Source organism: Xanthomonas graminis pv. graminis (assembly GCF_030168915.1).
Lineage (GTDB): Bacteria > Pseudomonadota > Gammaproteobacteria > Xanthomonadales > Xanthomonadaceae > Xanthomonas_A > Xanthomonas_A translucens.
On sequence record NZ_CP076255.1, the window covers coordinates 2,504,105 to 2,525,089 of the forward strand.

At 67.1% G+C, this 20,985-nt stretch carries 20 protein-coding genes; 8 read left to right on the forward strand and 12 right to left on the reverse strand.

The window, feature by feature from the left end; genetic code table 11:
• Positions 1–10: 10 nt before the first annotated feature.
• The 4 genes from KHF85_RS10800 to ndk are packed head-to-tail and all read right to left on the reverse strand — an operon-like array spanning position 11 to position 3,343.
• On the reverse strand, positions 11–886 hold the full coding sequence (locus KHF85_RS10800) for a helix-turn-helix domain-containing protein (protein WP_284566693.1): 876 nt from the start codon (positions 884–886) through the stop codon (positions 11–13).
• Positions 883–1,701 (reverse strand): type IV pilus biogenesis/stability protein PilW, encoded by an 819-nt coding sequence (pilW, locus tag KHF85_RS10805; RefSeq protein ID WP_284566694.1) that lies wholly within the window; start codon positions 1,699–1,701, stop codon positions 883–885. The genes KHF85_RS10800 and pilW overlap by 4 nt, the downstream gene beginning before the upstream one ends.
• Positions 1,688–2,908: a 23S rRNA (adenine(2503)-C(2))-methyltransferase RlmN gene (rlmN, locus tag KHF85_RS10810; protein ID WP_409976610.1), complete on the reverse strand. Its 1,221-nt coding sequence runs from the start codon at positions 2,906–2,908 to the stop codon at positions 1,688–1,690. The genes pilW and rlmN overlap by 14 nt, the downstream gene beginning before the upstream one ends.
• A 9-nt stretch (positions 2,909–2,917) precedes the next feature.
• Positions 2,918–3,343, reverse strand: a complete 426-nt coding sequence (gene ndk / locus KHF85_RS10815) for a nucleoside-diphosphate kinase (RefSeq protein WP_002812972.1) — start codon at positions 3,341–3,343, stop codon at positions 2,918–2,920.
• A 222-nt stretch (positions 3,344–3,565) separates the two neighbouring features.
• Here ndk and KHF85_RS10820 point away from each other — a divergent pair, with 222 nt between their 5' ends.
• The 3 genes from KHF85_RS10820 to KHF85_RS10830 all read left to right on the forward strand — a co-directional run bounded on the left by KHF85_RS10820 (position 3,566) and on the right by KHF85_RS10830 (position 7,973).
• Positions 3,566–4,198: a TetR/AcrR family transcriptional regulator gene (locus KHF85_RS10820; protein ID WP_003468651.1), complete on the forward strand. Its 633-nt coding sequence runs from the start codon at positions 3,566–3,568 to the stop codon at positions 4,196–4,198.
• 60 nt (positions 4,199–4,258) lie between these two features.
• Positions 4,259–6,631, forward strand: a complete 2,373-nt coding sequence (locus KHF85_RS10825; RefSeq protein ID WP_284566695.1) for a 3-hydroxyacyl-CoA dehydrogenase/enoyl-CoA hydratase family protein — start codon at positions 4,259–4,261, stop codon at positions 6,629–6,631.
• Between the two features lie 136 nt (positions 6,632–6,767).
• The gene (locus tag KHF85_RS10830) at positions 6,768–7,973 is read left to right on the forward strand and encodes an acetyl-CoA C-acyltransferase (RefSeq protein ID WP_284566696.1); all 1,206 of its coding nucleotides are present in this window, start codon (positions 6,768–6,770) and stop codon (positions 7,971–7,973) included.
• Positions 7,974–8,097: 124 nt separating this feature from the next.
• Here the strand turns inward: KHF85_RS10830 and galU are convergent, their stop codons facing one another.
• The 8 genes from galU to cmk form a co-directional block, all read right to left on the reverse strand.
• Entirely contained in the window at positions 8,098–8,994 is an 897-nt protein-coding gene (galU, locus tag KHF85_RS10835; RefSeq protein ID WP_064538045.1) for a UTP--glucose-1-phosphate uridylyltransferase GalU, read from the reverse strand.
• The gene (locus KHF85_RS10840) at positions 8,994–10,904 is read right to left on the reverse strand and encodes a polysaccharide biosynthesis protein (RefSeq protein WP_284566697.1); all 1,911 of its coding nucleotides are present in this window, start codon (positions 10,902–10,904) and stop codon (positions 8,994–8,996) included. Before KHF85_RS10840 ends, galU begins: the two co-directional genes overlap by 1 nt.
• Before the next feature lie 17 nt (positions 10,905–10,921).
• The gene (locus KHF85_RS10845) at positions 10,922–11,893 is read right to left on the reverse strand and encodes an MraY family glycosyltransferase (RefSeq protein WP_284566698.1); all 972 of its coding nucleotides are present in this window, start codon (positions 11,891–11,893) and stop codon (positions 10,922–10,924) included.
• The gene (gene lapB / locus KHF85_RS10850; protein WP_003468665.1) at positions 11,894–13,072 is read right to left on the reverse strand and encodes a lipopolysaccharide assembly protein LapB; all 1,179 of its coding nucleotides are present in this window, start codon (positions 13,070–13,072) and stop codon (positions 11,894–11,896) included.
• Between the two features lie 6 nt (positions 13,073–13,078).
• Positions 13,079–13,378 carry a LapA family protein gene (locus tag KHF85_RS10855; RefSeq protein ID WP_053835760.1) on the reverse strand — a complete coding sequence of 100 codons (300 nt, stop codon included), beginning with the start codon at positions 13,376–13,378 and terminating at the stop codon, positions 13,079–13,081.
• A 91-nt stretch (positions 13,379–13,469) separates the two neighbouring features.
• Positions 13,470–13,775: an integration host factor subunit beta gene (locus tag KHF85_RS10860; RefSeq protein ID WP_003468670.1), complete on the reverse strand. Its 306-nt coding sequence runs from the start codon at positions 13,773–13,775 to the stop codon at positions 13,470–13,472.
• A gap of 79 nt (positions 13,776–13,854) precedes the next feature.
• Entirely contained in the window at positions 13,855–15,534 is a 1,680-nt protein-coding gene (rpsA, locus tag KHF85_RS10865) for a 30S ribosomal protein S1 (RefSeq protein ID WP_003468672.1), read from the reverse strand.
• 241 nt (positions 15,535–15,775) lie between these two features.
• Positions 15,776–16,447: a (d)CMP kinase gene (cmk, locus tag KHF85_RS10870; protein ID WP_284566699.1), complete on the reverse strand. Its 672-nt coding sequence runs from the start codon at positions 16,445–16,447 to the stop codon at positions 15,776–15,778.
• A gap of 172 nt (positions 16,448–16,619) precedes the next feature.
• Between cmk and ykgO the strand changes: the two genes are divergently transcribed.
• The 5 genes from ykgO to KHF85_RS10895 all read left to right on the forward strand — a co-directional run bounded on the left by ykgO (position 16,620) and on the right by KHF85_RS10895 (position 20,915).
• Positions 16,620–16,745: a type B 50S ribosomal protein L36 gene (gene ykgO / locus KHF85_RS10875; RefSeq protein WP_003468676.1), complete on the forward strand. Its 126-nt coding sequence runs from the start codon at positions 16,620–16,622 to the stop codon at positions 16,743–16,745.
• Positions 16,746–16,873: 128 nt separating this feature from the next.
• Positions 16,874–17,203, forward strand: a complete 330-nt coding sequence (locus KHF85_RS10880; protein WP_284569525.1) for a hypothetical protein — start codon at positions 16,874–16,876, stop codon at positions 17,201–17,203.
• 102 nt (positions 17,204–17,305) lie between these two features.
• Positions 17,306–18,343 carry an agmatine deiminase family protein gene (locus KHF85_RS10885; protein ID WP_284566700.1) on the forward strand — a complete coding sequence of 346 codons (1,038 nt, stop codon included), beginning with the start codon at positions 17,306–17,308 and terminating at the stop codon, positions 18,341–18,343.
• Positions 18,344–18,654: 311 nt separating this feature from the next.
• Positions 18,655–19,557: a carbon-nitrogen hydrolase gene (locus tag KHF85_RS10890; RefSeq protein ID WP_284566701.1), complete on the forward strand. Its 903-nt coding sequence runs from the start codon at positions 18,655–18,657 to the stop codon at positions 19,555–19,557.
• Between the two features lie 62 nt (positions 19,558–19,619).
• Positions 19,620–20,915: a TraB/GumN family protein gene (locus KHF85_RS10895; protein WP_409976611.1), complete on the forward strand. Its 1,296-nt coding sequence runs from the start codon at positions 19,620–19,622 to the stop codon at positions 20,913–20,915.
• The last annotated feature ends 70 nt before the right edge of the window (positions 20,916–20,985 follow it).

The following is a 20,985-nucleotide window of genomic DNA, read 5'->3' on the forward strand; positions in this document are numbered from 1 at the left end:
CGCGCCGCCGTCACTCGGACGCTGGCACCACGGAACCGTCAGAGGATACCGCAAAGCGGGCCACGTTCGCGCGCTTGTACGGCGTCAGATCCACGGTACTACCGGATTGCTGAACCTGGACCGCCGAGGCATTGCCGAGCACGATGCGGCCCACTTGACCCGGCGCGTAGTCGCGCTTTTCGCCAGCTTTCAGCAACGCCTTCTCCAGCGGCGTGCCGTCCGGGGCGATGATCTGCACCCAGCTGTCGCCCTGGAAGGACAGGCTCAGGCCGGGTTTGTCCGCCTCGCTGGACGCCCGCGGCAGCGGCGTCAGCGAGGCGATGTACGGCGCCGCGCTGGGCGCGGTGTGGGCGACCGGCGCGGGCGCAGCGGCGTTGCCGTTGCCGGCCTTGCCGCCCTTGCCGGCGGCCGCGGACGGCGCGGCATCGCCCGGCGCGGCCGGCACCACGTCCAGCGACGCGGTGCTGGGGCCGTCCTCGGCGAAATGCGTGCGGGTGGCGTACCACACCGGCACCGCCAGTCCGGCGGTGATCACCACGTACACCAGGCGCCGGGTGGCGCTCTCGAGCATGCGCCGCAGCGGCGGCGTATGCGTGTGGCTGATCAACTCCACCGGCTGCACCGGCGCGATGTGCGCGCTGGCCAGCAGCGGATCCAGGTCCACCCCGAGCAGGCGCGCATAGCTGCGCAGCTGGCCGCGCACGAACACCGGCGCGCCGAGGCGCTCCCATTGCTCGGTTTCCAATGCACGGATCACGTGCAGCGGCATGCGCAAGCGGCTACCGACGTCGTCGATGCTCAGGCCGGCGGCTTCGCGCGCGTCGCGGAGCTGTTGCCCGCAACCTTTGGCGCCGTCGAAAGCGTTCGGATTGGAATCACTGATCACAATGCACTAGCCCCGGGAGTGGTGGTCGCGGCATCGGGAAACTCCTTGCGCAACCGCTGTTGGTAACGGCCGGCAGCAGCCATGTCGCCCAGCCCTTGTTCAATCTGAATCGCAAGTTGTAACACGGATGCAGTGGCCGGCGCAGCCGACAGGCGCCGTTCGGAGAAGGCGCGCGCCTCGAAAAAGCGGGTCTGCGCCGCTTCGTCGCGCGCCATCGCTTCCAGCGCGTAGGCATTGTCCGGCTGCAGCGCCAGCGCCTTGCGCAAGTCGCGTACGCCGCGCTCGCGCTGGCCGATCTGCAACGCGCAACCGCCTGCATTGGCCAGGGCCGATGCCGGCGTGGCATAGCCGGGGGCCGCCAGCGCGCGATCGAACCACTGCAGCGATTCGGCGATGGCGCCGTTCGCGCACAGCCAGGCGCCGTAGTTATTCAAGGTCTCGCCGCGGTTCGGCGCCAGTTCGGCCGCCTTGCGGTAATGCTCGCCGGCAGTGACGGCATCGCCGCGGCGCCCGGCGACCACCGCCAGCAGCGTGTGCGCCTGCACCGACTCCGGCGCCAGCGCCAAGGCCTTGCGCGCATGGTCGGCGGCACCGGCCAGATCGCCGCCACTGAGTCGGTTGCCGGCCAGGCCCAGCTGTTCCTGCAGCGCATAGCGCGCCTTGACCTGGCCGTTGTCGCGGAAATCGTAGTCCGGCGCCACCTGCTCGACGCTGCGCAGCTTGCCCGGCTTGCTGCTGCGTCCGGCGCAGGCGCACAGCGCCAGCAGCGCCGCGACCGACACTGCGATGCACAGGGCGTGCTTAGGCCGCCGCATCCCGGTCCGCCTGGGTCTGCAACTGGCGCTGGAAGTCGGCCTGGCGGCGGGTGCGGTCCAGCACCTGCCCCTTGAGCTGGCCGCAGGCCGCGTCGATGTCTTCGCCGCGCGTGCGCCGCACCATGGTCAGCACCTGCGCATCGAGCAGGATCTTCTGGAACGCACGGATTTCGGTCTCGCCGGAGCGCTCGTAGCGCGTGCCCGGGAACGGATTGAACGGAATCAGATTGACCTTGCCCGCGTTCGACGTCTGCACCGCGTTGTCGAACTGGCGCATCAGCCGCGCCAGTTGCCGCGCATGCTCGGGCTGGTCGTTGATGCCCTTCATCAGCGTGTATTCGAAGGTCACCGACTCGCGGCGCTTGTTGGCGCGCAGGTAGCGCGCGCACGCGGCCATCAGCTCGGCGACGGGGTATTTCTTGTTCAGCGGCACCAGCGTCTCGCGCAGCGCGTCGTCGGCCGCATGCAGCGACACCGCCAGCGACACGTCGCTCTCGGTGGACAGGCGATCGATCATCGGCACCAGGCCGGAGGTGGACAGCGTGACCCGCTTGTTGGCCAGGCCGTAGCCCAGGTCGTCGCGCATCACGCTCATCGCGCGCACGACGTTGTCGAAATTCATCAGCGGCTCGCCCATGCCCATCATCACCACGTTGGTGAGACGGCGCCAGCCTTTAGCAGCACTGCCGTGCGGGACGTTGCCCAGCTGCCGCGCCGCCACCCACACCTGGCCGATGATCTCGGCGGTGGACAGGTTGCGGTTGAAGCCTTGAGTGGCAGTGGAGCAGAACGTGCAATTGAGCGCGCAGCCGACCTGCGAGGACACGCACAGCGTGCCGCGGCCCTTGTCGGGGATGTACACGGCCTCGATCGCATTCTTGCCGTCGCTGCCCATGGCCAGCAGCCACTTGTGGGTGCCGTCGGCAGAGGGCTTGTCGAACACGATGTTGGGGACGACGACCTCGGCATGCTGCTGCAGCTTGGCGCGCAGCGCCTTGCCGAGGTCGGTCATCTGGTCGAAGTCGGTGACGTAGCGATGGTGGATCCACTTCATCACCTGGTGGGCGCGGTAACGCGCTTCGCCGAGAGTCTCGGCGAAGAAGCGCTCCAGGCCCTCGCGATCGAGGTCGAGCAGATTCTGCTTGGCGGCCGCACCTGTCCGGATCGGATCGGCGAGCGCCAACGGGGTGTGGACGACCTCGTTCACGATGACCTCTTAGCGCGAAACCACTTCGGTGGCAGCGAAGAAATACGCCACTTCGTTGGCGGCGTTCTCGACCGAATCGGAACCGTGCGCGGCGTTGGCGTCGATCGAGTCGGCGAAATCGGCGCGGATGGTGCCGGGCGCGGCGTCCTTCGGATTGGTGGCGCCGAGCAGGTCGCGGTGCGCGGCCACGGCGTTCTCGCCTTCCAGCGCCTGGATCATCACCGGGCCGGAGATCATGAACTCGACCAGCGCGTTGAAGAACGGACGCTCGCGATGCACGGCGTAGAAGCCCTCGGCCTCGCGGCGCGACAGCTGCTTGTACTTGGCGGCCACGACCTTCAGGCCGGCTTTCTCGAAGCGGGAATAGATCTCGCCGATGACGTTCTTGGCGACGGCATCGGGCTTGATGATGGACAAGGTGCGCTCCAGCGCCATGGGAAGTTCTCCGTTGGGCGGGCCACTAGATCAGTTGGCCCGAGGTTAGCATGAAAAAAACCCGCGTCAAAACGCGGGCTTAGCCAGAATTGCGATGGACAATTCTATCCAATCGCAACGCGCTTTGCACGGCCGCCGGCAGAATCGTGCTGCATTGCAGCATGACGCAGGCGGATGCCAGGCCTAGACTCAAACAATCGTTTGATTGATTCTGGCGGCGGTATGGCAAAGCAAGCGCACTTCTCCACCAAGGACCGCATCCTCAGCGCGGCCGAGGAACTGTTCGCCCAGCACGGCTTTTCCGGCACGTCGCTGCGCCAGGTCACCAGCCAGGCCGACGTCAACATCGCCGCGGTGAACTACCACTTCGGCTCCAAGGAAAACCTGGTCAACGAGGTGTTCCGGCGGCGCATGGACGAGATGACCGCGGCGCGCCTGACGCAGCTGGAAACCGCGCAGCGCACGCATCCTGGCCAACTCGGGCCGGTGCTGGCCGCATTCGTGGAACCGGCGCTGGCGATGGCCCAGGACCGCCAGAGCGGCGGCGCCTTCGTGCGCGTGATCGCCCGCGCCTATGCCGAGAAGAACGACAGCCTGCGCCAGTTCCTGTCCGACCACTACGGCCATGTGCTGCGCGAATTCGGCAAGGCCATCGCCGTCTGCGCGCCCGAACTGAGCAAGGAAGAACTGTACTGGCGCCTGGACTTCCTGGCCGGCGCACTGACCTACGCCATGGCCGACTTCGGCCTGATCAAGCGTCCCGCCGGGGTCAGCGAAGGCGCGCATCGCGCGCATGCCGCGCGCGAGCTGATCCGCTTCGCCGAGGCCGGCTTCCTGGCCCGCAGCGCGCCCTGATTCCGCAACACCCCGTTCCGACCACATCCCGCAATCGTTGACCCACAGAGGCTGATCGCTATGTCCAACCCCCTGCTAGTCCGCCGTGCTGCCGTCCTGGGCGCGGGCGTGATGGGCGCGCAGATCGCTGCGCACCTGACCAACGCCGGCGTCGACACCGTGCTGTTCGATCTTCCCGCCAAGGACGGCCACCCCGACGGCGTCGTGCTCAAGGCCATCGCCAACCTGACCAAGCTGAGCCCTGCCCCGCTGGCCAGCGCCACCCTGGCCGAGGCGATCACCCCGGCCAACTACACCTCCGGCCTGGAGCAACTGCGCGGCTGCGACCTGATCATCGAAGCCATCGCCGAGCGCATGGACTGGAAACAGGACCTGTACAAGAAGATCGCCCCGTTCGTGGCCGATCACGCGGTGCTGGCCTCCAACACCTCCGGGCTGGGCATCAACGCGCTGTCCGACGTGCTGCCCGAGCAGCTGCGCCACCGCTTCTGCGGCGTGCATTTCTTCAACCCGCCGCGCTACATGCACCTGGCCGAGCTGATCCCGGCCAAGGGCACCGATGCGGCGGTGCTGGAAGGCCTGGAAGCGTTCCTGGTCACCACCCTGGGCAAGGGCGTGGTCTACGCCAAGGACACCCCGAACTTCATCGGCAACCGCATCGGCGTGTTCTCGATCCTGTCCACCATCCACCACACCGCGCAGTCCGGCCTGGGCTTCGACGAAGTGGACGCGTTGACCGGCCCGCTGGTCGGCCGCCCGAAGTCGGCCACCTACCGCACCTCCGACGTGGTCGGCCTGGACACCATGGCGCACGTCATCAAGACCATGGCCGACACCCTGCCCAACGATCCGTGGCACCCGTATTTCGCCTCGCCGAAGTGGCTGGACGCGCTGATCGCCAAGGGCGCGCTGGGCCAGAAGGTCGGCGCCGGCATCTTCCGCAAGGTCGGCAAGGACATCGTGGTGCTGGACCTTGAGAAGCAGGATTATCGTCCGGCCGACCGCAGCGCGGCGCCGGACGTGGTCGAGATCCTGAAGATCAAGAACCCGGCGGAGAAGTTCGCCAAGCTGCGCGAGAGCCAGCATCCGCAGGCGCAGTTCCTGTGGGCGACGTTCCGCGACCTGTTCCACTACAGCGCCTACCACCTGGCCGACATCGCCGAGACTGCGCGCGACGTGGACCTGGCGATCCGCTGGGGCTACGGCTGGTCGCTTGGTCCGTTCGAGACCTGGCAGGCCGCCGGCTGGAAGCAGGTGGCGCAGTGGATCGCCGACGACATCGTGGCCGGCAAGACCATGTCCAGCGCACCGCTGCCGGACTGGGTGTTCGACGGCCGCGACGGCGTGCATGCCGCCGAAGGCAGCTACAGCCCGGCGCGCAACGCCAAGCTGCCGCGTTCGGCGCTGCCGGTGTACCAGCGCCAGCGCTTCCCCGACCCGCTGCTGGGCGAAAAATTCGCGCCGGGCGAGACCGTGTTCGAGAACGACGGCCTGCGCCTGTGGCACGACGGCGACGACATCGCCGTGGTCAGCTTCAAGACCAAGATGAATACCGTGTCCGACCAGGTGCTCGACGGCCTGCAGGAAGCGGTCGGCCGCGCCGAGCAAGGCTTCAAGGGCCTGGTGCTCTGGCAGCACAAGGAACCCTTCTCCGCCGGTGCCGACCTGGCGGGCGCGCTGGGCCTGCTGCAGGCCGGCAAGGTCGATGCGTTCGAGGCGATGGTCGCCAACTTCCAGGCCACCAGCCAGCGCATCAAGTATTCGCTGGTGCCGGTGGTCGCGGCGGTGCGCGGCCTGGCCCTGGGCGGCGGCTGCGAATTCCAGATGCACAGCGCCAAGACCGTGGCCGCGCTGGAGAGCTACATCGGCCTGGTCGAGGCCGGCGTCGGCCTGCTGCCGGCCGGCGGCGGCCTGAAGGAGATCGCGGTGCGCGCCTCGCAGGCGGCCGGCCCAGGCGGCGACGTGTTCGCCGAACTGAAGAAGACCTTCGAGACCGTGGCGATGGCCAAGGTTTCCACCTCGGCGGTCAACGCCAAGGAACTGGGCCTGCTGCGCGGCACCGACAAGGTCGTGTTCAACAGCTACGAGGCGCTGTACATCGCCAAGGCCGAAGCGCGCGCGCTGGCCGAGAGCGGCTACCGCCCGCCGTTGCCGGCACGCCGCATCCAGGTCGCCGGCGACGTCGGCATCGCCACCTTCAAGATGCTGCTGGTCAACATGCTGGAAGGCCGTTTCATCAGCGAGTACGACTACGAGATCGCCACCCGCATCGCCACCGTGCTGTGCGGCGGCGCAGTCGATCGCGGCGCGCTGGTGGACGAAGAGTGGCTGCTCAAGCTCGAGCGCAAGCACTTCGTCGAACTGGCCCAGCAGGAAAAGACCCAGGCGCGGATCGGGCACATGCTCAAGACGGGTAAGCCGTTGAGGAACTGATTGAAGACGGGACCAGGGACCGGGGACCGGGGACCCGGAAAGGCAAGAGCGGAGCAGCGCTTTTGATTTTCCGGGTCCCTGGTCCCCGGTCCCCGGTCCCGAACCAGCAAACTTCCAGCCATTCGAGACTCCCCAAATGACCAGACAAATCCAAGACGCCTACATCGTCGCCGCCACCCGCACCCCGGTCGGCAAGGCGCCCAAGGGCGTGTTCCGCAATACCCGTCCGGACGACCTGCTGGCGCACGTGCTGCGCGCGGTGGTCGCGCAGGCGCCGGGCATCGACACCTCGCGCATCGACGATGCGATCATCGGCTGCGCGATGCCCGAGGGCGAGCAAGGCATGAACGTGGCGCGCATCGGCGTGCTGCTGGCCGGGCTGCCGAATTCGGTGGCCGGGCAGACCATCAACCGCTTCTGCTCCTCCGGCATCCAGGCCGTGGCGCTGGCCGCGGACCAGATCCGCCTGGGCAATGCCGACCTGATGCTGGCCGGCGGCACCGAGTCGATGTCGATGGTGCCGATGATGGGCAACAAGGTCGCGCTGTCGCCGAGCGTATTCGCCGACGACCACGTCGCCATCGCCTACGGCATGGGCATCACCGCCGAGAAGGTGGCCGAGGAATGGAAGGTGTCGCGCGAGGACCAGGACGCGTTCGCGCTCGCCTCGCACCAGAAGGCCATCGCCGCGATCGCCGCCGGCGAGTTCCGCGACGAGATCAGTCCGTACGAGATCGTGTCGCACCAGCCCGACCTGGCCGGCAACGTCATCGCGCTGCGCAAGCGCCTGGTCGATACCGACGAGGGTCCGCGCCCGGACAGCTCGATCGAAGGCCTGGCCAAGCTGCGCCCGGTGTTCCGCAACGGCCAGTTCGGAGGCAGCGTCACCGCCGGCAACTCCTCGCAGATGAGCGATGGCGCCGGCGCGGTGCTGCTGGCCTCCGAGCAGGCGATCAAGGACTACGGGTTGACTCCCCTCGCCCGCTTCGTCAGCTTCTCGGTCGCCGGCGTGCGCCCGGAAGTGATGGGTATCGGCCCGATCGCGGCGATTCCCAAGGCGCTCAAGCAGGCCGGGCTGAGCAAGGACCAGATCGACTGGATCGAACTCAACGAAGCCTTCGCCGCGCAGTCGCTGGCGGTGATCCGCGACAGCGGCCTGGATCCGTCCAAGGTCAATCCGCTCGGCGGCGCGATCGCGCTCGGCCATCCGCTCGGCGCCACCGGCGCGATCCGTACTGCCACGCTGGTGCACGGCCTGCGCCGCCGCCAGCAGAAGTACGGCATGGTCACCATGTGCATCGGCACCGGCATGGGTGCGGCCGGCATCATCGAAGCGCTCTGAGCGGCGCGTTCGGGCAACGAAAAAGGGCAGCCCAGGCTGCCCTTTTTCTTGCATCGGCGGTTGCGCTGCCGAACCCCGTACGCAACGCGGCGGACCCGCGCGCTTCGGCAGCTTCGCCGTGCGTTTACTTGCTGCCGGCGTCCACGTCGGCCAGCGCACGACGCATCATGTCCTGCGCCGGCTTGCTCAGCTTCTCGTGCTCCAGCGCGTAGCGGATGGTCGCCTCGATCAGGCCGATATGGGTGCCGCAGTCGAAGCGGGTGCCCTCGAAACGGTAGGCATGCACCGGATCGCTCTCGATCAGCGCGGCGATCGCGTCGGTCAGCTGGATCTCGCCGCCGGCGCCCGGCACGGTCTTTTCCAGCAGATCGAAGATCTTGGAACTGAGCACGTAGCGGCCGACCACGGCCAGGTCGCTCGGCGCATCGGCCGGCTTGGGCTTCTCGACGATCGCGGTGATCTTGCCTTCGCTGCCGTCGAACGCCTCGGTGGCGACGATGCCATAGCTGCCGGTGCTCTCATGCGGCACGTCCTGCACGGCGATCACGCTGGCGCCGGAGCGCTCGGCCACGTCGGCCATCTGCGTCAACGCGCCGGGGCCGCGGTTCCAGATCAGGTCGTCGGGCAGCAGCACCGCGAACGGCTCGTCGCCGATGATCGGCTTGGCGCACAGCACCGCATGGCCGAGGCCGAGCGCTTCGGCCTGGGTCACGAAGATCGCGCGAACCCCGTTGGGCAGCACGTGGCGCACCAGTTCCAGCTGCTCGAGCTTGCCGGCGCGTTCGAGCTTCTGTTCCAGCTCGTAGGCCTTGTCGAAATAGTCCGCAACCGCGTGCTTGTAGCGGTTGGTGACGAAAATGAGGGTATCGCAACCGGCCTCGATCGCCTCGTCCACGGCGTACTGGATCAACGGCCGATCGATGATCGGCAGCATTTCCTTGGGCACCGTCTTGGTGGCGGGGAGGAAGCGGGTACCCAGACCTGCAACCGGGAAAACTGCCTTGCGGATTCTCTTGCTCATCAGAGCCTTCTGGCCTCGCGTGCGGGGAAGGGAACAATTGTAGCGGAGCTATCCTGACCAGCTTGTTGTCGCAGCGGCGAGAATTCGGGCATTGTCGTACGCAGCACTTTTTCGATGCTATCGCTGTCGTATTCGGCCACCGCGGCGCGCAATTGTTGCAGGCCCTGCAACACGTTCTCGCGCGAGAACGTGCGTGCGCCGGCCTCGAGGATCTTCGGATGCGAGGTGGGACGATAGTTCTCGTCGGAATAGAACAAGGTCTCGTGCAGCTTCTCGCCCGGACGCAGCCCGGTGTAGACGATGGCGATGTCGCGACCGGGCTGCTTGCCGGCCAGGCGGATCATCTGCTCGGCGAGCAGGCGGATCGGCACCGGTTCGCCCATGTCCAGCGTATAGATCGCGCCGTGCGATGCCGACGCGGCAGCCTGCACGATCAACTGGCAGGCCTCGGGAATGGTCATGAAATAGCGGGTCACCTGCGGATCGGTCACGGTGACCGGGCCGCCCTGGCGGATCTGCTCGCGGAACAGCGGCACCACGCTGCCGGCCGAATCCAGCACGTTGCCGAAGCGCACGGTGACGAAACGCGTGCCCACGGTCTGGTCGTCCAGCGACTGGCACACCATCTCCGCGTAGCGCTTGGAAGCGCCGAGCACGTTGACCGGATTGACCGCCTTGTCGGTGGAGATGAACACGAAGGTCGAAACCTTGGCGGCGACGCAGGCGCGCGCCACGTTCTCGGTGGCCAGCACGTTGTTGCGGACCGCCTCGCGGAACTGCTTCTCCAGCAGCGGCACCTGCTTGTAGGCGGCGGCATGGAACACCGCATCCGGCTCGGCGATGCGCATCGCATGGCGGGTCACCGCCGGATCGCCGCAGTCGCCCAGCACGCACTCGATCTCCAGGTCCGGGAAAGTGCAATGCAGGTCGGCGTGGATGGTGATCAAGGCCAGTTCGTCGATCTCCAGCAGCACCACCTTGCGCGCGCCATGGCGCGCGCACTGCCGGCACAGTTCCGAACCGATCGAGCCGCCGGCGCCGGTCACCATCACCGTGCGCCCGGACAACCAGGCATTGATCAGCTTCCAGTCCGGGGTCACCGGCTTGCGCCCGAGCAGGTCCTCGATCGCGACCTCCTTCAGTTCGCCCGGCAGATAGTGGCCTTCGAGCACGTCGAGCAGGCGCGGCACGGTCCGGAACGGCAGCCCCGTGCTTTCGCAGATCGCCACCACCCGCTGCATGCCGGTCGCATCCAGCGACGGGATCGCGATGACCAGCAGTTTGGCCGCGGTTTCCTTGGCGATCGCGCCGGCTTCGTCGATCCGGCCCAGGATCGGCAGGCCCTGCAGCTTGGCGCCGTGCAGATGGCCGGCATCGTCGACGAAGCCGACCGGATGATAGGCGCCGGAACGGCGCAGGTCGCGCACCAGCGCCTCGGCCGCACGGCCGGCGCCGACGATCAGCACGCGCCGCGCGGTCCCGTCCGAATGCGCGATCTGGTAGTCCTTCCAGGCGCGGTACAGCAGCCGCGGCGCGCCGAGCAGCGCCGACAGCGCGAACGGATACACCATCAGCACCGACAGCGGAATGGCATCGAAGCGGCTATACGCCAGCCCCAGCACGATCGCGACCAGGCCATAGAAACTGGCCTTGAAGATGTTCAGCAGATCCGGAACGCTGGCGAAGCGCCACAGCCCGCGGTACAGGCCGACCTTCCAGAACACCAGGCCCTGCGCCAGCAGCACGATGGCGGTATTGAGATTCCACAAGGGCAAGGGATGCTCGCCGGGCAGCATCGTATAGCGCGCCGCATGCAGCAACTGCCAGCAGATCCACACGATCACAAGATCGTGCACGACCACGGAGGCCTTGGGGAACAGCTCGGTCAGACGGTCGCGGGTCGATAGCATCAGTTATCCATGAGAGTTCAGCACAGTCCCTTGCGCAAAGTCAGCCAAAGCGCACTCGCCACTGCATACCAGGCAAGCGCCAACCCAGCCTGCCCCGCGGTTTGCAACGTTTCACCTAACCAGGCAATTGTAATCGCGACAATGCTGAACAGGGCATAGGCGAAGGTCACAAGCGTGTGGCTCCTGCCTGTATGTACCCAACGCTGGTAAAAATGTTGCGCATGCGGTCGCCACCAACGTTCGCCCGCGAGCATGCGCGACAGCAGCGTGAAGCCGGCGTCGATGGCGAATGCGGAAATTGGTATCAGCAGCAACCATGGCGTGAGATGGGTCACGCTGTTGCACAGCGCGAACAATGCGGCGACCAGGTATCCCAGCGCCCCGCTGCCGACGTCGCCGAGGAAGATGCGCGCACGCGGATAGTTGAACGGCAGGAAGCCGGCACAGGCCGCGATCAGCACCCAGCACGGCCAGCGCAACGGCGCGGGCAGCAGGCAGGCGAAGCCCAACGCCACCAGCATCGCCTGGCTGGTCGCCAGGCCATTGATGCCGTCCATGAAGTTCCAGACGTTGATCAGCGAGATCGTCGCCAGCCAGGTCAACGCGGTCAGCCAGGGATTGTGCTGCAATCGGTAGACGAGTCCGGCCAACAGGGTGGCGGCCAGCGCATGCACCAGCAGCCGCAGCGCGGCCGACAGCGGGCGGTGATCGTCCCACCAGCCGATGCCGGCGACCAGCACCAGCCCGCCAGCGAACGCCGCAATGGCCATGCCCTGCGGCGGCCACAGCGCCGCCGCATACGCGCACGCCGCCAGCACCGCGGCCACGATCGCCACGCCGCCGCCGCGCGGCGTCGCCACCGTATGGCTGCGACGCTCGCCGGGCGCGTCCATCAACTTGCGCGTCAGGGCATAGCGGCGCGACAGCCAGGTCCCGACCGCGCTGAACGCCGCCAGCGCCGCGAGCAGCGCCCACCCTGCGACCGGCACCTACACCACCGCGTAGTTGAGCAGCGGCTTGACCGTGCCCCACTCCTTGCAACTCGGACATTGCCAGTGGTGGGTGCGGGCGCCGAAACCGCAGCGCGTGCAGCGGTAGCTGGGATTGCGCACCAGCAACTGGTCGGTGATGTGCTTCAGATCCTGCAGGGTGGCGGTCGAATCGGCGCCCTCGGCCAGGGTCAGGTCGATCAATGCCGATTCGCCGCGGACCGAGGGCCGGTCCTTCAGCTGCCGCCCGAGGTAGGCGCGCGCCGCGGACACGCCTTCCTGCGATTCCATCAAGCGGGTCAGCGCCAGCACCGGGGCGATGCCGCGGTAGTGCTCGGTCATTTCCGACAGGAAGGCGCGCGCGCCGCTGAGATCGTTGCCGCGACGGTAGCAGTCCATCAGTGCCGGCATGATCTCCGGCAGGTAGTCCGGATCGTGGCGGGCGGCGCGTTCGAAGGCACGGATCGCGGCCTCGTCGTTGCCGTCGTCCACGTCGATGCGCCCTTCCAGGATGCCGGCGCGCACCGAGGTGGCGTCGGCCTGGTAGGCGCGCGCGATCGCCGCCCGCGCCAGCTCGGACTTGCCGGAGGCGCGGTAGCGGTCGGCCAGTTCGCATTCGAACTGCGCGATCAGCTTGCCCATCGGCTCGCCGGTCACGTCCTCGTAGCGGGTGGCGTTGTCGATCGCCTTTTCCCATTCACGCTCGGCCTGGTAGATGCCGATCAAGTGCTTGAGCGCCTGCGGCGCGCGCTGGTCGATCTGCGCCAACTCGGTGAACACGGTCTCGGCCCGGTCCAGCAGGCCGGACTTCATGTAGTCCTCGCCCAGCGCCAGCAAGGCCTGCACGCGCTGCGGATCGCTGAGGTCGGCGCGCTGCACCAGACCCTGGTGCAGGCGGATCGCCCGATCCACTTCACCGCGACGGCGGAACAGATGACCGAGCGCGACCTGGGTCTCGAAGGTTTCCTTGTCCAGTTCGGCGATGTGCAGGAACAGCTCGATCGCCTTGTCCGGCTCTTCGTTGAGCAGATAGTTCAGGCCGCGGAAATAGGTGCTGGAAAGCCGGCTGACCTGCGTGTCGCCATGGCGTTGGCCGCCACGGCGGCCGATCACCCATCCGCTCAGCGCCGCCAATGGCAGGAACAGGAAGAACCAGAACCACTCGGTCAGGAAGTCCATCGAAGATCAGCGTCCGTCCACAGGCGGGGGATAGGTCGGTACCGGCGCGACGGCCGGTGCGGCAGCGGCGATCGCGGCCTTGTTGGCGCGGCGCAGCTTGGCGTACAGCGGGATCACCAACGTGGCCAGCAGCAGTGCCGCGCCGATCACCACGCCGGCGAACAACGAGACGATGATCGCGATACCGGAGGTGGTGCTGATGCCGGTGAAACCGAAATTGATGACGATCTGCTGCGAATTCAGCGATCCGATGACCAGGCCGGCCAACAGGAACAGCAGCAATAGCAGCAGACGGGCAATTTTCATGAAACTCTCCAGCGCCGGGAGACACTAGATTAGCCGAACCGGCGTGGGTTCCGGAAAAGTCCGGGACGCAGCGGGACAGGCGCGGGGCGTATCAGGGCGTGTCGGACTCGACCGGAACGACGCCGCTGACGCGTTCGCGCAATTCCTTGCCTGGCTTGAAATGCGGCACGTGCTTGCCGGGAAGCGCGACGGACTCGCCGGTCTTGGGATTGCGTCCCAGGCGTGGCGGCCGGTAATGCAGGGAAAAACTGCCGAAACCGCGGATCTCGATGCGGTCCCCGCCGGACAGCGCACCGCCCATCATCTCCAACAGCGATTTCACCGCCAGATCGACGTCGTCCGCCTTCAGATGCGCCTGCTTGCGCGCCAGGATTTCGATCAGTTCGGACTTGGTCATTAAGGCTTCGTGCGATGGGGGTACAACCCGGCACGGCCCGGATCGACCGGGCCGTGACAGAAACGCTGCGTGTGGCGGATTACTCGGACTTATTGCCGTTCAACTGCGCACGCAGCAGCGCGCCCAGCTGGGTGGTGCCGCCCGACGCGGACTGGTATTCCTCCAGCACTTCGCGCATTTCGGCATCGTCCTTGGCCTTGATCGACAGCTGCAGGGTGCGGCCCTTGCGGTCCATGCCCACGAACTTGGCTTCGATCTTGTCGCCGACCTTCAGGTGCTGGGTCGCATCGTCGACGCGCTCGTTGGCGATGTCGCGCGCGGCGACGTAGCCCTCGATGCCGTCGGCCAGGTCGATGGTGGCGCCCTTGGCGTCCACTTCACGGACCACGCCCTCGACCTTCGAACCCTTCGGGTTGGCGGCCATGTACTGGCCGAACGGATCCTGCTCCAGCTGCTTGACGCCCAGGCTGATGCGCTCGCGCTCCGGATCCACCGCCAGCACCACCGCTTCCAGCGTGTCGCCCTTCTTGAAGTTGCGCACGATGTCTTCGCCGGTGGTGTTCCAGCTGATGTCCGACAGGTGCACCAGGCCGTCGATGCCGCCGTCCAGGCCGATGAAGATGCCGAAGTCGGTGATCGACTTGATCTGGCCGGACACCTTGTCGTTCTTCTTGTGGGTGGCAGCGAAGGTTTCCCACGGATTGGCGGCAACCTGCTTCATGCCCAGCGAGATGCGGCGACGCTCCTCGTCCACGTCCAGAACCATGACCTCGACCTCGTCGCCGACCTGCACGACCTTGGACGGGTTGACGTTCTTGTTGGTCCAATCCATTTCCGACACGTGCACCAGGCCTTCCACGCCCGGCTCGATCTCGACGAACGCGCCGTAATCGGTGACGTTGGAGACCTTGCCGTACACGCGGCTGTTGGCCGGGTAGCGACGCGCGATGTTGTCCCACGGATCCTCGCCCAGCTGCTTCAGACCCAGCGAAACGCGGTTGCGCTCGCGGTCGAACTTCAGTACGCGCACGTCCAGCTCGTCGCCGACGTTCACGACTTCGGACGGATGGCGCACGCGCTTCCAGGCCATGTCGGTGATGTGCAGCAGGCCGTCGATGCCGCCCAGGTCCACGAACGCGCCGTAGTCGGTCAGGTTCTTGACCACGCCCTTCAGGATCGCGCCTTCCTGCAGCTTGTCCATCAGCTGCTCGCGCTCTTCCGAGTGCTCACTCTCGACCACCGCACGACGCGAGACCACCACGTTGTTGCGCTTGCGGTCCAGCTTGATGAGCTTGAACTCCAACTCCTTGCCTTCCAGGTAGGCCGGGTCGCGCACGGGGCGCACATCGACCAGCGAACCCGGCAGGAACGCGCGGACATCCTTGATGTCCACGGTGAAACCACCCTTGACCTTGCCGCTGATGCGGCCGGTGATGGTCTCGTTCTTTTCCAACGCTTCTTCCAGCTCGTCCCACACCATCGCGCGCTTGGCCTTCTCGCGCGACAGCACGGTTTCGCCGAAGCCGTTCTCGAGCGAGTCGAGGGCGACCTTGACCAGATCGCCTTCGGCGACGTCGATCTCGCCAGCGTCGTTACGGAACTGTTCGATCGGCACGATGCCTTCGGACTTCAGGCCGGCGTTGATCACCACCACGTCGCCGCGGACTTCCACGACGACGCCGGTGACGATGGAGCCCGGCTTCAGCTTGGCCAGATTGGTTTGACTGGCTTCGAACAGTTCGGCAAAAGATTCGGTCATTTTGAAATTACTCTCGTGGACACACGGACAGGGCGTTTCTTCTGGAAACGGCGAACTGCCCACCTGGTTAGTCGGCCCAAACCGCGGCCGGGTGTGAAATGGGAAAAACCGCAGCGCGACATTGCGCGGCGGAGCGTGGAACAACGGTATTGCGGCATTACGGGTGAAGCGCACTGCGGTGCAACTCGCCTGGCTGACACCGAAGCGGCGCCATGCTGCTGCCCTACTCCCGGCGCGACCCTCAGGCGGGCAGCAATTCCAGGACGCGGCCGACCACCTGTTCGATGTCCATGCCGGTGGTGTCGAGGAGAACGGCATCGTCTGCCGGCCTCAGGGGCGCCACCGAACGTTGGGCATCGCGTGCGTCGCGGGCCATGATCTCGCGCAGCAGGTCGTCAAATATAACGGAAACTCCTTTTTCCTTCAACTGGTTATGCCGGCGCATGGCGCGCTCCTCGGCGCTGGCGGTCAGAAACACCTTGTATGGGGCGTCCGGGAAAATCACCGTGCCCATGTCGCGGCCGTCGGCGACCAGCCCCGGCAGGCGCCGGAACGCGCGCTGGCGCTGCTTCAACGCCGAGCGCACCTCCGGGATCGCGGCGATCGCCGAGGCCACCGCGCCGGTGGTCTCCAGCCGCAGCTCGTCGGTGGCGTCGACCTCGTTGATCCTGACCCGCAGGCCGCCGCCGGCCAGGTCCTCGAAGCTGACATGGGTATCGAAGGTGCAGCGCACCAGCGCCGCGGCGTCGGAAATGTCCAGGTTGGCCCAGCTGGCGGCCACCCCGACCGCCCGGTACAGTGCGCCCGAATCCAGGTAATGCCAGCCCAGCTTGGCGGCGACGATGCGGCTGACGGTGCCTTTGCCGGCCCCGGAAGGGCCATCGATGGTCAGGACGGGAGCGGGGTCGTTCATGCGGTTCCTCGGACGGGGGGCCGCGCATTGTAGCCCCGGCGCCGGCCTGGCTGGCGCAAGCAGTTGAAACCATGAAGAAAACCAGGCTATACTCGCCGGCTTACTGATCCAGCGACGTGGTTTCGCCACGCCGTCTCCTTCTCTAATCCACAAGTTTACGCCGAGGTGTGCCATGAAAGTCCTGTCCTCCCTGAAGTCGGCGAAGGCCCGTCACCGCGACTGCAAGGTGGTCCGCCGCCGCGGCAAGGTCTTTGTGATCAACAAGACGAACCCGCGTTTCAAGGCTCGCCAGCGCTGATCCGACGACGGCCCGCCCTGCGGCACCGCGCGCACGCTTGCGGGTCATCGACGAAAGCCGCCTTCGGGCGGTTTTTTGTTGCAGAAATTTGCTGTAATCGCCGTTCGTCCTCTGGGGAGCACACCGTGATGAAGCACCGTCTGTCCGCACTGCCGCTGCTGCTCGTCCTGGGCCTGGCCGCGGTCGCCCACGCCGAGACCCTGCTGGTGGAGCGGGTCAAGCAGGAACCCGTGGCGGCGATGCCGGCGCGCGGGCTGAGCATGGGCGAGGTCGAGTCGCGCTACGGCGCCCCGCAGTCGAAGCTGGAACCGCGCGGCGGGCAGAAGCGGCAGTGGCCGACCATCAACCGCTGGGTGTATCCGGCCTTCACCGTGTACTTCGAGAAGCACAAGGTGGTGGATGTGGTGGCCAACAAGGCCGATGCCAACGAGGTTGGGCCGAAGCCTGCGATTCGGTAGTGCGAGTCGGTATGCGAATCCCTCGCAAAAGCCCGCACATCCATGTGCGGGGATTTAAATAACAGCCTGGCTTCGGCGGGCAACACGTGAGTAATGGTCGCAATGACTGATCGCCTTCGCCTTCCCGCGGAATGGGAGCCCCAGTCCGCCATCCTGATCGCCTGGCCGCATGCCGGCACCGACTGGGCCGAGCGCCTGGCCGAGGTCGAGGAGACCTATATCGCGTTGGTCGCGGCGATCGTGCGCTATCAGCGCGTGCTGATCTGCGTCGCCGATGCCGACCTGCAGATCTACGCCGAGGCGCGGCTGCGCTCGGCGCGGGTGGACATGCAGCGCGTGCGGTTCGTCGAGGCCGAGTACGACGACACCTGGCTGCGCGATTCGGGCCCGATCACCCTGGCCCGCGCCGGCGGCGGTTTCCAGTTGCTGGACTTCCGCTTCACCGGCTGGGGCGGCAAGTTCCAGGCCAGCCGCGACGACCAGCTGGTGAGCGCGCTAGCGGCGCAGCGGCTGTTTGCCGACAGCGATGTGCGCAGCATCGATTTCGCGCTGGAAGGCGGCGCGATCGACAGCGACGGCGCCGGTACCCTGCTGACCACCTGGCAGTGCCTGCACGAACGCCATCCGCAGCGCGCGCGCGAATCGCTGAGCCATGACCTGGCCGACTGGCTGGCGCAACAGCGGGTGCTGTGGCTGGACCATGGCTACCTGGAAGGCGACGACACCGACGCGCATATCGACACCCTCGCCCGCTTCGCCAGCGAAGACGCGATCGTCTACCAGGCCTGCGACGACGCCAGCGATTCGCACTACGCCGAACTGCAGGCGATGGGCGCCGAACTGGCGGCGCTGCGTACCGCCGATGGCCGCCCGTACCGGCTGTTCCCGCTGCCGTGGGCGCAGCCGGTGCTCGATCACGGCCGGCGCCTGGCCGCCTCGTACGCCAACTTCCTGATCGTCAACGGCGCGGTGTTGATGCCGGCCTATGGCGATGCCGCCGATGCGCAGGCGCAGGCGGTGATGGCGCAGGCGTTCCCGCAGCATGAGATCGTGCCGATTCCGTGCCGCGCGCTGATCTGGCAGAACGGCAGCCTGCATTGCATCACCATGCAGTTGCCCGAGGGCGTACTGGCGGCCTGATCCGCGTTCGCTGATCGAAGGCGGACACAACGACGGCAGGCGTTCGCTGGGTCGCATCGACCCGCAGCAATCGGCATGCGCGCCGCCGAAGGACATCGCTCCCGAGGCGGCGATGGCGGCAGAACGCCGGAATTCCGATCCCTCGGTGGAACTCCGGCAACGGACCGGATTCGGCGCCGCATGGCGCTGGCGTCTCCGACGCCGAGCCACCGGAACATGGCCGCAGCGCGCCGGGCGGGATTCATCTGCCGGGAACCTGCCGCAGCGCCATCCGCGTTACCATGCGCGCTTTCGCCGACGATCCTTCCGCAATGAGCCGAAACACTCTTTCCGTCGCGCTGATCCAGGAGCGCAACCATGGCGATGCCGCGGCGAATCTGGCGGTCATCGAATCGCGCGTGGCCGAGGCCGCGGCGCAAGGCGCGCAGCTGGTGCTGCTGCAGGAACTGCACAATGGCGCCTACTTCTGCCAGCACGAGTCGGTGGACGAATTCGATCTGGCCGAGCCGATCCCCGGCCCGAGCACCGAGCGCCTCGGCGCGCTGGCCAGGCGCCATGGCGTGGTACTTGTCGCGTCGCTGTTCGAGCGCCGCGCCGCCGGCCTGTACCACAACACCGCGGTGGTGTTCGAGAAGGACGGCCGCCTGCTCGGCAAGTATCGCAAGATGCATATTCCGGACGATCCGGGCTTCTACGAGAAGTTTTATTTCACCCCGGGCGACCTCGGCTTCACCCCGATCCAGACCTCGGTCGGGCGCCTGGGCGTGCTGGTGTGCTGGGACCAGTGGTATCCGGAAGCGGCGCGGCTGATGGCGCTGGCCGGCGCCGAGCTGCTGCTGTATCCGACCGCGATCGGCTGGGATCCCAGCGATGCGCAGGCCGAGCAGGAGCGCCAGCGCGACGCCTGGATCCTCAGCCACCGCGGCCATGCCGTCGCCAACGGCGTGCCGGTGCTCAGCTGCAACCGGGTCGGCCACGAAGCCTCGCCGCTCGCGGCCGATGGCGTGGTCGGCGCGGCCGGCATCCAGTTCTGGGGCAACAGCCACGTGCTCGGCCCGCAGGGCGAGTTCATCGCCGAAGCCGGCGCCGAACCGACCGTGCTGGTCTGCGACGTGGACCTGCAGCGCAGCGAGCACGTACGGCGGATCTGGCCGTTCCTGCGCGACCGCCGCATCGACGCCTATGGCGACCTGCTGAAGCGTTACATCGACTGAGCCGCTGCACAGGCAGCAGATGCACTACCTGCCGCACCCCGGCGCCGATCAGGCGCCCTCCGATGAGTGATGGAATGAACGAACTTTCCCAGGCCGGCGACGACGCGCTGTTCGCAGGCCAGCCGTACAGCATCGTCGAGCGCGATGGCGTGCGCTACACCCTGCTCGGCACCGCGCATGTGTCGCTGGCCAGCGTCGCCGCGGTGGAACGCGCGATCGACAGCGGCCGCTTCGATGCGGTCGCGGTCGAACTGGACCCGCAACGGCTGCAGGCGCTGACCGACCCGGACGCGCTGACCAAGCTCGACCTGGTGCAGGTGATCCGCAAGGGCCGGGTCGCATTGTTCGCGGCGAACCTGGCGCTGGCCGCCTACCAGCGGCGTCTGGCCGAACAACTGGGGATCGAACCCGGCGCCGAACTCAAGCGCGCGGTGCTGCTGGCGCGCGAACGGCAACTGCCGGTGTACCTGATCGACCGCGAGGTCGGGCTGACCTTCAAGCGCGCCTCCGGCCGGCTTGGTTTGTTCGGCAAGCTCAAGCTCGGCAGCGGCCTGCTCGGCGGCCTGTTCGCCTCCGACGAGGTCGGCGAGGCAGAGATCGAGAAGCTCAAGCAGGGCGACATGCTCGAGGCCAGCTTCGGCGACTTCGCCAGCGAAAGCCCGGCGCTGTACGACACCATCATCGCCGAGCGCGACCGCTACATGGCCACGCGCCTGCGCGAGGAACACGCGCAGCGCAGGGCGCCCAGCCAGACGCCGATCGCGGCCCCGGACTATCTGGAGACCGCACGCGCCGAGGGCATCCGCGACGTGCTGGCGGTGGTCGGCGCCGGCCATCTTGCCGGCCTGGCCAGGCACCTGCAGGACGACCAGGACGATCCGGCCACGCTGCGCAAGGCGCTGGAAGACGTGCCGACCAAGAAGAAGGTTCCGTGGATCACCCTGACCCTGACCGCGCTGGTGCTGGGCGGCGTGGCCTGGGGCTACTGGCGCGGCGGCTTCGCGCTGGGCACCGATCTGCTGCTGCAATGGGTGCTGTTCACCGGCGGCCTGGCCGGGCTGGGCTGCCTGCTGGCCGGCGGCCATCCGCTGAGCATCATCGCCGGCGCCATCGCCGCGCCGCTGAAGCCGTTCCGCCCCGGCGTGCCGGCCGGTGCGTTCAGCGCGCTGGTCGAGGTGCACATGCGCAAGCCGGCGTACGGCGACTTCCTGGCGCTGCGCGACGACGCGCAGAACCTGCGCGGCTGGTACCGCAACCGCGTCTCGCGGGTGGTGCTGACCTTCCTGCTGACCAACCTCGGCAGCATGATCGGCGTGTGGCTGGCGGGTTTCCGCATCTTCGGCAAGCTGGCCGGTTGAGCGCGCCGCGGCGGCAGGGCCATGCGCCCTGCCCCATTGCATGTTGAACATTGTGGGAGGGGCTTCAGCC